At 74.0% G+C, this 11,708-nt stretch carries 11 protein-coding genes and 1 tRNA gene; 10 read left to right on the forward strand and 2 right to left on the reverse strand.

Annotated elements, in window-relative coordinates; genetic code table 11:
* From VF468_06800 to VF468_06830, 7 genes are all read left to right on the forward strand, one after another.
* Nucleotides 1-624, forward strand: a 624-nt coding sequence (locus VF468_06800) for an acetyl-coenzyme A synthetase (protein ID HEX5878015.1), incomplete at its 5' end; no start/stop codon positions are given.
* 330 nt (nt 625-954) lie between these two features.
* Nucleotides 955-2,190 carry an ACP S-malonyltransferase gene (fabD, locus tag VF468_06805; GenBank protein HEX5878016.1) on the forward strand — a complete coding sequence of 412 codons (1,236 nt, stop codon included), beginning with the start codon at nt 955-957 and terminating at the stop codon, nt 2,188-2,190.
* A gap of 45 nt (nt 2,191-2,235) precedes the next feature.
* Nucleotides 2,236-3,351: a beta-ketoacyl-ACP synthase III gene (locus tag VF468_06810; protein HEX5878017.1), complete on the forward strand. Its 1,116-nt coding sequence runs from the start codon at nt 2,236-2,238 to the stop codon at nt 3,349-3,351.
* Complete coding sequence (gene fabG / locus VF468_06815; GenBank protein HEX5878018.1) at nt 3,348-4,094, forward strand: 3-oxoacyl-[acyl-carrier-protein] reductase; 747 nt, start codon at nt 3,348-3,350, stop codon at nt 4,092-4,094. The genes VF468_06810 and fabG overlap by 4 nt, the downstream gene beginning before the upstream one ends.
* 85 nt (nt 4,095-4,179) lie before the next feature.
* On the forward strand, nt 4,180-4,437 hold the full coding sequence (acpP, locus tag VF468_06820) for an acyl carrier protein (protein HEX5878019.1): 258 nt from the start codon (nt 4,180-4,182) through the stop codon (nt 4,435-4,437).
* Nucleotides 4,438-4,441: 4 nt separating this feature from the next.
* Complete coding sequence (fabF, locus tag VF468_06825) at nt 4,442-5,680, forward strand: beta-ketoacyl-ACP synthase II (GenBank protein HEX5878020.1); 1,239 nt, start codon at nt 4,442-4,444, stop codon at nt 5,678-5,680.
* A 19-nt stretch (nt 5,681-5,699) separates the two neighbouring features.
* Nucleotides 5,700-6,305, forward strand: coding sequence for a hypothetical protein (locus VF468_06830; protein ID HEX5878021.1), 606 nt, complete (start codon nt 5,700-5,702; stop codon nt 6,303-6,305).
* 3 nt (nt 6,306-6,308) lie between these two features.
* Here VF468_06830 and VF468_06835 read toward each other — a convergent pair whose 3' ends face one another.
* Nucleotides 6,309-7,334 (reverse strand): D-alanyl-D-alanine carboxypeptidase, encoded by a 1,026-nt coding sequence (locus VF468_06835; protein HEX5878022.1) that lies wholly within the window; start codon nt 7,332-7,334, stop codon nt 6,309-6,311.
* A gap of 292 nt (nt 7,335-7,626) precedes the next feature.
* Between VF468_06835 and VF468_06840 the strand changes: the two genes are divergently transcribed.
* Together VF468_06840 and VF468_06845 are read left to right on the forward strand one after the other, a co-directional pair.
* Nucleotides 7,627-8,259: a DsbA family protein gene (locus tag VF468_06840; protein ID HEX5878023.1), complete on the forward strand. Its 633-nt coding sequence runs from the start codon at nt 7,627-7,629 to the stop codon at nt 8,257-8,259.
* A gap of 256 nt (nt 8,260-8,515) precedes the next feature.
* Nucleotides 8,516-10,402 (forward strand): substrate-binding and VWA domain-containing protein, encoded by a 1,887-nt coding sequence (locus tag VF468_06845; protein HEX5878024.1) that lies wholly within the window; start codon nt 8,516-8,518, stop codon nt 10,400-10,402.
* On the opposite strand, the gene VF468_06850 is transcribed toward VF468_06845, so the two are convergent.
* On the reverse strand, nt 10,399-11,379 hold the full coding sequence (locus tag VF468_06850; GenBank protein HEX5878025.1) for a DUF2157 domain-containing protein: 981 nt from the start codon (nt 11,377-11,379) through the stop codon (nt 10,399-10,401). The genes VF468_06845 and VF468_06850 overlap by 4 nt on opposite strands.
* Before the next feature lie 138 nt (nt 11,380-11,517).
* On the opposite strand from VF468_06850, the gene VF468_06855 reads away from it, so the two are divergent.
* A tRNA-Sec gene (locus tag VF468_06855) sits at nt 11,518-11,610 on the forward strand.
* Nucleotides 11,611-11,708 lie beyond the last annotated feature (98 nt).

The raw sequence follows: 11,708 nt of genomic DNA on the forward strand, positions 1-11,708 counted from the left end.
GTGGATGCCGACATCGTCGACAACGACGGCAACTCGGTCGGCATCCCAGGTGGTGGGTACCTGGTGCTCCAGAAGCCGTGGCCGGCGATGCTGCGCGGGATCTACGGCGACCCCGAGCGGTACAAGGAGACCTACTGGAGCCGGTTCGAGGGCAAGTACTTCGCCGGCGACGGGGCCAAGCGGGACGAGGACGGCTACTTCTGGCTGCTCGGGCGGATCGACGACGTGATGAACATCTCGGGCCACCGGATCTCCACCACCGAGGTGGAGTCGGCCCTGGTCGACCACAAGGACGTCGCCGAGGCGGCGGTGTGCGGCAAGGTCGACCAGACCACCGGGCAGCAGATCGTCGCGTTCGTGACGCTCAAGGGGAATGTCGAGCCGACCGACGACACCACCGAGGTGCTGCGCGAGCACGTGGCCCGGAAGATCGGGAAGCTGGCCCGGCCGACCACGATCATCTTCACGCCCGACCTGCCCAAGACCCGTTCCGGCAAGATCATGCGACGCCTGCTCAAGGACGTGGCCGAGGAGCGGGAGCTGGGCGACGTGACGACCCTGGCCGACCCCGCCATCGTCGAGGAGATCCGCGACAAGGCGGCCGCCCGCCCCCAGGAGGACTGAGGAGCACCCGACGGGGCCCCGCGGAACCGCGGGGCGGGGAGGCCTGGGCGGTTCCATGGTCACGGCGCACGAGCAGGGTGAACGGCAAGGGTCCGGCCCCGCGACCGGCCCGCGGGGCCCGGACCCGACCACCGGCCGGCCCGGGAACCCCCGCCGTTGGGCTCGGGTTTGGGGGAGCTTGTAACCTGGGAGGAACCCCTGGGGTCTAGGGGGTGAATCCCTGCCGTCTGTATCGGGTCCTTGGGCGGGCATTGGGCCTGACACCGACGTCGGTGTCAGGTTTGGACCGGGAGCCGTGTCGAAAATGACCTGTGAGGTGCCAGTCAGCCGATGAGCGTCGCGTTCGTCTTCCCAGGTCAGGGTAGCCAGGCTCCAGGGATGGGCCTGGACTTCGGCGGGTTCGACCCCGCGGCGACCGACCTCTACCAGTGGGCCAGCGCCTGCCTCGGCTGGGACCTGGCCGAGACCCTGCGGACGGCCAGCCCGGACGAGCTGCGGCAGACCTACATCGCCCAGCCGGCGATCTTCTGCGTGTCGGTGGCGGCGCTCCGGGCCCTGGAGGCCGCGGGGGCGCCGCGGCCGGCGTACGTGGCCGGGCACTCACTGGGGGAGTTCTCCGCCCTGGTCGCGGCCGGGGCGCTGTCGTTCGAGGCCGGGCTGCTGCTGGTGGCCAGGCGGGCCGAGGCGATGCAGCGGGCCGCGGACGCCCGGCCCGGGTCGATGAGCTCGGTGCTTGGGCTGTCGGCCGAAGGGGTCGAGATGGCCGTCGAGGCGACCGCCCAGGATCAGGTGCTGGCCGTGGCCAACGACAACGCCCCTGGCAACGTCGTCGTGTCCGGCGAGTGGTCGGCCCTGGAGCGGCTCCCGGCCGCGGCCAAGGAGCTCGGGGCCAAGCGGGTGGTGCCGCTGAACGTGGGCGGCGCGTTCCACTCGCCGCTGATGGCGCCCGCGGTCGAGACGTTCCAGCCCCACCTGGCCGCCGCCCCGCTGCGCGACCCGTCCATCCCGGTGGTCGCCAACGCCACCGCCGAGCCCGTCACCAGCGCCGAGGAGCTGCGCGAGCTGCTGGCCCGCCAGCTCACCGGGCGCGTCCGCTGGACCGAGTCGGTCCGGCGGATGGTCGCCCTCGGCGTCGACACCTTCGTGGAGGTCGGGCCGGGCACCGTCCTCGGCGGGCTCATCAAGCGGACGGTGGACGGGACCAGGATCCTGTCCGCCGCCGACGCCGAGGGCGTGGCCGGGGTCGGCGACGCCCTGCGCGCCCAGGCCGACGGCGACGCGGCCAAGACGGAGATGGCCAAGGGAGAGGACCAGGGCGAGGTGGTGGTGCTCCCCGAGCGGTTCGCCGTCTCACCCGGCCACGGGCGCTTCTACCCCGTCACCCCTTCCCGATACAACGACGAGCGGCCGTACGTCGAGCCGGGCGACCTGCTCGGCGAGGTCCGCAACGGCGCCGCCAGCATCCCTGTCCGCAGCCCCTTCCGCGGCTGGGTCATGGCCCATCTCGCCTGGGAGGGCGAGCTGGTCACCCCCGGTCAGATCCTGCTCAGCCTCCGGCCCTTCTGACCGTCCCCCGACCGCCGATCCCCCACGCCGGAGAAAGGAGCCGTCGTGCCCGCCGAGATCGTTGGACTCGGGGTGGCCGTGCCACCCTACGTCCTGACCAACGCGGACCTGGAGGAGCTGGTCGAGACCAACGACCAGTGGATCACCGAGCGCACCGGGGTCAAGGAGCGCCGGGTCGCGGGCAAGGACGACTCGACGGCGCTGCTCGGCAAGCGGGCCGCCGAGCAGGCCATGAAGGTGGCCGGCATCGGCGTCGACGAGGTCGACCTGGTGATGGTGGCCACGGCCACGCCCGACTACACGCTGCCCTCGGCCGCCTGCATCCTCCAGCTCGAGCTGGGCATGACCAAGGGCGCGGCCATGGACGTGATCGCCGGCTGCTCGGGGTTCGTGTACGCCCTGGCCACCGCGTCGCAGTTCGTGGACTCGGGCGCGGCCGAGACCGCCCTGGTGGTCGGCTCGGAGACGCTGTCGCGGATCTCCGACTACACCGACCGGGGCACCTGCATCCTGTTCGGTGACGGGGCCGGTGCCGTGGTGCTGCGCCGGGGCGAGGCCGGGGTGCGGGCGTTCTCGCTGGGGGCCGACGGGGCGCGGTCGCGGCTGCTCATGACCCCGGCGGGCGGGTCGCGGTTCCCGGCCAACGCCCGGACCGTGGCCGAGCGGCGGCACTACATCGTCATGGAGGGCCGCGAGGTCTTCAAGGGCGCGGTGACGGCCATGGCCGCCTCCAGCCTCGAGGCGATCGAGCGCTCCGGCCTGACCCCGGACGACATCGACCTGGTCGTCCCCCACCAGGCGAACCAGCGGATCATCGAGGCCACCGCCCGGCGCCTCAAGGTGCCCATGACCAACGTGGTCATGAACGTCGCCCGCTACGGCAACACCTCCGCCGCCTCGATCCCCATCGCCATGGCCGAGGCCTGGGAGCAGGGGCAGATCCGGCCCGGGCAGCGGCTGCTGCTGACGGCGTTCGGGGCCGGGCTGGCCTGGGGCTCGGCGGTGGTCGACTGGACCCTCCCCAACCCGGCCGAGCCGGCGCCGGAGGAGCCCACCCAGCCGGCCCTGCCGATCGTCCGGGCCCTGCTCGACGGCACCCTGTGGGACGGCGTGGACATGCTGCCCCCCCTGCGCCCGGCAGTCCCGGAGGCCGCCCTATGAGCGGCCTCGAAGGCCGGACGGCGCTGGTCACCGGGGCGTCGGGGGCGATCGGGCGGGCGTGCGCGGTGGCCCTGGCCACCCAAGGGGCGAGGATCGTCGTCGCCTACGGCTCGGACGAGCAGGGGGCGCAGGAGACGGCCGACCTGGTGAAGGCGGCCGGGGCCGAGCCGGTGGTCGCCCAGGCCGACCTGACCGACCCGGGGGCGGCCAAGGCGCTGGTGGCGGCGGCCGGCGACGCTGGCGTCGACATCCTGGTCAACAACGCCGGGCTGACCCGCGACGGGCTGGTGCTGCGGATGCGCGACGAGGACTTCACCGGCGTGCTCGAGGTCAACCTGGTCGCCGCCTTCCGCTGCACCCGGGAGGCCCTGCGGGGCATGCTGCGGCGGCGCTGGGGCCGGGTGATCTCGATCTCCAGCGTGGTCGGGCTGGTCGGCAACCCCGGCCAGGCGAACTACTCCGCCTCCAAGGCCGGCCTCATCGGGCTCACCATGAGCGTGGCCAGGGAGGTGGCCGGCCGGGGCATCACCGTCAACGCCGTCGCCCCCGGCTACATCCCCTCCAAGCTCACCGACGCCATGAGCGAGGAGGCCAAGCAGGCGACCCTCGGCCAGATCCCGGTCGGGCGGCTCGGCACCCCGGAGGAGGTGGCGGCGGCGGTCCGCTTCCTGGCCGGCGAGGAGGCCGGCTACATCACCGGTCAGGTCCTGGCCGTGGACGGCGGCATGACGATGGGCACGTAATCCCCGAAGGGTCAGTTGACTGGCAGTCGGCGCGGGCGGCATCCTGAGCCGCCATCGCGGCCCCCGGCACGAAGGAGAACAGCAGATGGCGCAGTCGCGCGAGGAAGTTGTCGAGACAATGAAGGACGTCCTCGCCTCCGAGCTGGGCGTGGAGGCGGACAAGGTGACCGCCGACGCCCGCTTCAAGGAGGACCTGGACGCCGACTCGCTCGACCTGGTCGAGGTCGTGCTCGCCCTGGAGGAGAAGTTCGGCATCGAGATCTCCGACGACCAGATCGCGGGCGTCAAGACGGTCGGCGAGGCGGCCGACCTGGTGATCTCCAAGCAGACGGCGGTGGGGTAGGACCTTGCAGCGCGTCGTCGTCACCGGGCTCGGTGCGGTCACCCCGGTCGGCGTCGGGGCCAAGGCCTACTGGGACGCCATCACGGCGGGCCGGTCGGGCGTCGGCCCCCTCACCCTGGTCGACCCCGAGCCGGTGCCGTCCAAGGTGGCGGCCGAGTGCCTGGACTTCGACCCGGCGGCCAGCCTCGGGCCCAAGGAGGCCAGGCGGCTCGACCGCTCGACCCAGTTCGCCCTGACCGCCGCCCGCGAGGCCTGGGACGACAGCGGGATCGAGGACGGGGTCGACAAGGACGAGACCGGGGTGGTGTTCGCCACCGGCATCGGCGGCATCAGCTCGCTGCTGGCCAGCGACGCGGTGATGCGCGAGAAGGGCCCCAACCGGGTCTCCCCGTTCACCGTGCCCCAGCTGATGCCGAACGCCGCCGCCGGCCAGATCGCCATGAAGCTGGGGCTGCGCGGGCCGAACTTCTGCACCACCACCGCCTGCGCGGCCTCCAACCACGCCATCGGCCTGGCCTTCCAGGCCATCCGGCACGGTGAGGCCACGGCCATGATCGCCGGGGGCTCGGAGTCGGCCTTCGTCCAGGTCGCGCTGATCGCGTTCGCGCAGATGACGGCCCTGGCCACCAAGTTCAACGACCACCCGGCGGAGGCCTCGCGGCCGTTCGACGCCCTGCGCAACGGCTTCGTGATGGGTGAGGGCGCCGGCGCCATGATCCTGGAGGAGCGCGAGCACGCCCTGGCCCGCGGGGCGCCGGTCCACGCCGAGCTGGTCGGCTTCGGCCAGTCGGCCGACGCCTTCCACGTCACCGCCCCGTCCGAGGACGGCAGCGGGGCCGCCCTGGCCATGCGGCGGGCGCTGCGCTCGGCCGACCTGCCCCCGGAGGCGGTCGGCTACGTCAACGCCCACGGCACCTCGACCCCGGCCGGGGACGTGTCCGAGACCAAGGCCATCCGCCTGGCCTTTGGCGCCCACGCCGACCAGCTGGCCGTGTCCTCGACCAAGTCGATGATCGGGCACCTGTTCGGGGCGGCCGGGGCGGTCGAGGGCATCGCCACCGTGCTGGCGCTGCGGGACGGGATCCTGCCCCCGACCATCAACCAGACCGACCCCGACCCGGCCTGCGACCTCGACTACATTCCCAACCAGGCCCGCAAGGCCGAGGTCGACGCGGCCATGTCCAACGGCTTCGGCTTCGGCGGCCACAACGCCGTGGTGGTGTTCCGCCGCCACCAGGCGTAGCGGCCGGCGATCGGCCGCCGTGAAGCTGTACGCGGAGACGGCAGGGCTGCGGGTCCGGCAGCTCGCCGGGGACCTGGCCGTGGTGGCCTGGACGGCCGCCTGGGTGGCGGCCGGGCTGGCCCTGTACCGGCTGGTCGAGAAGCTGGCCGTGCCCGGGGCGCGGGTCGAGCAGGCCGGGAGCAGCTTCGCCGCCGACGTCGCCGAGATCCAGCAGACGGTCGGCCGCCTGCCGGTGGTCGGCGGCCAGCTCCAGGACCCGTTCGGGCGCCTGTCCGGGGTCGGGCGGACCCTGGCCGAGGCCGGCGTGGCCCAGCAGGAGGTCGTGCGCCAGCTCGCCCTGTGGCTCGGGGTGGTGGTCGCGGCCGTCCCGGTCGTCGCCCTGCTGCTGGTCTGGCTGCCGCGCCGGGTCACCTGGGTGCGGGAGGCCGGGGCGGCCAGCCGGCTGCGCCTGGACGGGGCCGACCTGGAGCTGTTCGCCATCCGGGCGGTGGCCAACCGGCCGCTGCGCGAGCTGCACCGGGTCAGCCCCGACCCGGCCGGGGACCTGCGGGCCGGGGAGTTCCAGGCCCTGGCCGACCTGGAGCTGCGGGCGCTCGGCCTGCGGGCCCCGCCGCGGCCGGGCTGACGGTCAGCGGCGGCGCCAGACCAGGGCCAGGATGCCGACGAGCAGGCAGGTGAGGCCGGCGATGGCGGCCATCGGCAGGGGCGCGGCCAGCAGGCGCAGACCGAGGCGCTCGACCAGCGGGGACGGCGTGCCCGAGACCCGCCCGGTGACGCGCTCGGCGGCCGGGGGCAGGGTCGCGTCGGTGACCTCCTCGGCCGGCTGGGGGCGCACGCCGAGCAGCTCGGCCCCGACCTGGGGCTTGACCTTGAACCCGTAGCCCATCAGGGCGCGCACGTCGTCGTACATGGCCTGGGAGCCGAGGACGACCGCGACCAGGGTGCGGCCGCCGCGCCGCTGGGCGGCCACGATGGTGGAGCCGGCCTTGGTGGTGTAGCCGGTCTTGACCCCGAGGGCGCCGGGGTCGCGGCCCTGGCCGACGAAGTGGTTGTGGTTGCCGAGCACCGTCTTGCGGCCGCCCGGCCAGGTGTAGGGCGCGACCCGCGACCTGGCCAGCTTGGCCAGCACCGGCCGCTCCAGCAGGGCCCGGCCGAGGACGGCCAGGTCGGCGGCGCTGGCCCGGTGACCGGGGACGTCCAGGCCCGACGGGTCGAGCCAGGTCGAGTCGGTGCAGCCCAGCTCGGCCGCCTTGTCCTGCATGGCCCGGAGGAAGCCGGCCCGGCCCCCGTCCGGCCAGGCCGCGGCCAGGGTCTCGGCGGCGTCGTTGGCCGAGACGAGCATCAGGGTGGTGAGCAGCTGGTCGCGCCGGATCAGCCAGCCGGTCCGGTAGCCGAAGCGGGTGCCGTCGACCCGCTCGGCCGCCTCCGGGACCCGGAACACCTTCCGGGCCGGGTAGTGGTCGGCGGCCACGATGGCGGTGAGGATCTTGGTCGTGGAGGCGACCAGGACCGGCCGATGGGCCTGGCGCTGCCACAGCACGGCCCCGGTGGCGGCGTCCATGACCACACCCGTCTTCGCCTCGACCCGAGGCGCGGGCGAGGCGGCGGGCGTCGCCGTCCATGCCACGACCAGGGCGAGCGCCAGGACCAGCAACGGCAACCATCGTTGGCGGGTGCGCACGCCGGTAGGCTGCACGAACCCGTGGAAGAAGTGCAACACCCTCGACCCGGACGGCGGGCGGCGGGGGCGCCGCCGCCTGGGTGATCGCCGGGAGCTCGACACCGGTCCTTCGACCGGCGCGAGGCTCCGGTTGCGAGGGCACCGGGGCGCCGGCCCTTCGACCGGTTTCCGCGGCACCCTGCGGCGATATCTTCAAGGGTGACACAACCTCGCCAGGTTCGCCCATGAGCTTGATTGTCCAGGTCCCCCCCGTTAGGAGCCGCGCGTGCTGACCGTCTTCTCCGACCTCCACTGCCCCTGGGCGTACCTTTTCTCCATCCGCCTGCGCCGGGCCCGCGAGGGGGTCGGCCGGCCGCCGGTGGCCTGGCGCTGCTGGCCGCTGGAGCTCGTCAACGAGCGCGGCACCCCGTGGGCCACCCTGAGCCAGGAGATCCCGGTGCTCACCCAGCTGGAGCCGGACCACTTCGCGCCGCCGAAGCGCGACACCTGGCCCTCGACCCTGCTGCCGGCCATGGAGGCCCTGAAGGTCGCCGGCGAGCTGGGCGGGGCCACGGCGGCCGACCGCTTCGACGAGGCCGCCCGCCGGGCCTTCTTCCTCGACAACCGCGACCTGTCGATCCGGCCCACCCTGGCCGACCTGGCCACCGAGGCCGGCCTGGACCGGGCCGCGTTCCTCGACGCCTTCGACGGCGGCGGCCACCGCCGCGCCGTGGTCGCCGACTGGCAGGAGGGCCGCCGCCGCGGCGTCGAGGGCTCCCCCCACGCCTTCCTGCCCGACGGCAGCGGCGTCTTCAACCCCGGCATCGGCAAGATCGACTGGGTCCGCGGCATCCCCGTCCCCCACGACGTCGACGAGGGCGCCATCACCCGCCTCCTCGACAAGGCCACCTCGGCCTGACCCTGGCCGAGGCCGAGGAGCGGGGCACCAATGGGCTGACCACGGGGCGCCCTGACCGGACGACAGGCTCCAACCAGTCGCTCCCGTCGAACGATCCCCGGAGAAATGCGACGAACCCGCCTGATCGGCGCCGGATTTTGCACACTGGCACCGAACGCGGCAATCTCTGCGGACACGGTGGAGCCAGGTCGGTCCGGCTCCCCGAGGCGCGGACGACCCCCGGTCGCGCCGACCGGCCAGAAGTGGCCGAATTCATATGGAGAACGAGCGAGCAACGGTTGGCGGCAGGCACCTGGCCCAGCGGCGCCGGCGGCGTCCGACTGCGCTGCTGGCGGCCGCCTGCCTCCTGCTGGTCGTGGCCCTCGGGATCGGCGGGTTCATGGTGTTCGTCAACCAGCCCGCCCAGAGCCTGGCCTGCCGTGAGGGCAGCCTGCCGCTCCAGGTGGTCGTCTCCCCCGACCAGGCGCAGGTGATCACCCAGGCCGCGGCCGAGTACGAGCGGCGCCGGCCGGCGGTCGACGACCGCTGCGTCGACGTCCAGGTCCGCGGCGCCGACTCGGCGGAGGTCGCCGGCGCCCTGTCCACCGGCTGGGACGAGACCACCCAGGGCCCCCGCCCCGACGTCTGGGTCCCGGCCGCCTCGACCTGGGCCCTCCAGGTCGCGCTCCGGCAGCAGGCCAGCGGGCAGGCGGTGCTGATCCCGCTCGAGTACCCGGCCAAGGTCGCCACCACCCCGATGGTGATGGCCATGCCCGAGCCGATGGCCCGGGCGATCGGCTGGCCCCGCACCACCGTGGGCTGGCGGGAGCTGATCGGGGTGGTGGCCGAGCAGAAGGGCTGGAAGGCGTTCAACCAGCCCCAGTGGGGCGCCTTCAAGCTCGGCAAGACCGACCCCAACCTGTCAACGCCCGGCCTGGAGGCGCTGATCGCGGCCGTGTTCGCGGCCACCGGCCAGACCAGCGAGCTCTCGGTGGAAACCCTGGTCAAGCAGGAGGACCAGCTCCGGCGGGTGATCCTCGGCCTGGAGCGGGCCCCCGGGCAGGACGCCGACACGCCCGCGACCTTCCTGGCCAACCTCCAGCAGGCCGACCAGGCCGGCCAGACCCTGGACTTCGTCTCCGCCGTGCCCCTGGACGAGAAGTCGGTCTGGGACTACAACCGCGGCAACGCCAGCGGGCTGGAGGACGGCGGCGAGCGCGCCAAGCCCGAGGTCCCCCTGGTCGCTGTCTACCCAAAGGAGGGGACGCTGGTCGCCGACCACCCGTGGGTGGTCCTGCGCGCCCCCTGGGTCGACGAGGCCAAGCAGCGGGCGGCCGCCGAGTTCCTCGACTACCTGCAGAGCGAGCCCATCCAGACGCGCTTCCAGGAGGCCGGGTTCCGGACCTCCGAGGGCCGCGCCGGCCCGCAGCTGAGCGAGGCCAACGGGCTGCTGCCCGACCAGCCGGCCCGGGTGCTGGCCCCGCCGGCCCCCAAGGTCGTGGCGGCGGCCCTGCAGAGCTGGAACGCGGCCCGCAAGCGCAGCAACGTGCTGGCCGTGTTCGACGTCTCCGGGTCCATGAAGGAGGAGGTCCCGGGGACCGGCGGCAAGACCAAGATGGACCTTGTCAAGTCGGCCACCGCCCAGGCCCTTGCCCTGTTCGCTCCCGAGACCAACCTCGGCACCTGGGTCTTCTCCTCCAACCTGGCCGGCCCACGGGACTGGGCCGAGTCGGTCCCGATCGGGCCGACCAACGCCCGGCTGCCCAACGGCAAGCTCCGCCGCCAGGTCCTGGCCGAGTCGCTGGCCGCCATCCAGGCCACCAACGGCGACACCGGCCTGTACGACACCTCCCTGGCCGCGTTCCGGGCACTGCAGCGCAACTACGCCCCCCAGCGGATCAACATCGTGGTCCTGCTCACCGACGGCATCAACGACGACCCCACCGGCGGCATCAACCGGACCGAGCTGCTGCGCCGGCTCAAGGCCGAGCAGCAGAAGGACAAACCGGTGCGGATCATCACCGTCGCCTACGGGGCCAACGCCGACGCCACCTCCCTGAAGCTGATCTCCCAGGCCACGGGCGGTCTGGCCTACGTCTCCCGGGACCCGCGCGACATCCTGCGCGTGTTCACCGACGCGATCACCAAGCTCCCGGCGAGCTAGCCGTCGCCGACGCCCGGCGGCTGCGGCCCGCCGCGGACCACCGGCCGCAGCCGGGCCAGCACCACCGCGGCCGCGACCAGGCCCAGCCCGACCAGCAGGATGGCCAGGGGGGCGCCGAGGTCGCGCCAGTGCTCGCCCGCGACCTGCCCCAGGAACACCACCATGCCGGCGGCCCCGATCCCCAGCGGCACGTTCCGCCGCAGCGCGCTCCCGGCCACGACCAGCGCCACCGCCAGCCCCAGCCCGAGCCACAGCCCCCAGTCCCCCGGCCCGGACCCGGCGGCGTCCAGGACCTCCGGCCCCGACAGCAGCGCCAGCGACCCCAGCGCCTCCGAGGTCCGCCGCGGCGCGACCAGCCCCCGCCGTCCCAGCTCCAGCCACCCCGCCCCCAGGACCAGCAGGCCGTAGCCCTCGACCGTCTCCCACGACCACCCGAGCCGCTGGCCGCCCGCCACCATGGTCGCGACCACGGCCGCGAACAGGGCCACCTGCTGCAGCACCCGCCGCGCCAGCAGGTACAGCCCCCCGGCCAGGAGCAGCGCCCCGGCCGCCACCCACAACGACGGGTCGCCGAGGGCGTCGGAGCTGTCGCCGTCCAGCAGCACGGCCAGCAGCCCCGCGAACCCGGCCACCGCGCCCAGCCAGAGCACGCTGGCCAGCCGCGGCAGCACCCGGCTCCCGCCCCCCCGCAGCCGCCACCCGGCCGCCAGCAGCACCCCGGTGACCAGCCCCAGCACCCCCACCCGCCCCCAGTGCCCGAGCCGGTCCCACGACTCCGCCCCGAGCACGAACCCGGCCACCAGCGCCAGCACCCCGCCGAGGTACCCGAGCACCTCCACCACCACCGCCCGCCGCCGCCCGGCGGGTCCGCCCCCGTCGCCCTCCAGCCCCTCCAGGGCGAGGATGGCCTCGCCCTGCTCCGCCCCGATCACCCCGGCCTCGACCCACCGCGCCACCCGCCGGCCCAGCTCCTCCACCGCGATCCCCTTTTCCCGGGTCCTGGCGTCAAGGGTCCCCGCTTCCCCGGCCCGGGGCCAGAGCGGTCGTCCCCACCTTCTGGGGGTCGGTGCTCCCGGTTCGCCTGGGTAGTTCCGGCATCCCGGTACCATCGCCGCGGAGGTGTCTGGGTCCTGGTGGGCCCCCCGGTCTTCAAAACCGGTGTGAGCAGCGACCCTGCTCAGGCGGGTTCGATTCCCGTCCGCCTCCGCTGAGCGGTACGCCGAGATCGGTCCCGGTGGGGCGGGCATCTGGTGGTGGAGTGGAACGGCACGGTCGTGCTGACGACACCGCGGCTGCTGCTGCGGAC

Source organism: Actinomycetota bacterium (genome assembly GCA_036280995.1).
In the GTDB taxonomy this organism is placed as follows: Bacteria; Actinomycetota; CALGFH01; order CALGFH01; family CALGFH01; genus CALGFH01.

Excerpts from the sequence above, each read along its gene's own strand:
- fabD (HEX5878016.1), top strand. The coding sequence starts at position 955 with ATGAGCGTCGCGTTCGTCTTCCCAGGTCAGGGTAGCCAGGCTCCAGGG.
- fabG (HEX5878018.1), top strand. The coding sequence starts at position 3,348 with ATGAGCGGCCTCGAAGGCCGGACGGCGCTGGTCACCGGGGCGTCGGGG.
- acpP (HEX5878019.1), top strand. The coding sequence starts at position 4,180 with ATGGCGCAGTCGCGCGAGGAAGTTGTCGAGACAATGAAGGACGTCCTC.
- VF468_06845 (HEX5878024.1), top strand. The coding sequence starts at position 8,516 with ATGGAGAACGAGCGAGCAACGGTTGGCGGCAGGCACCTGGCCCAGCGG.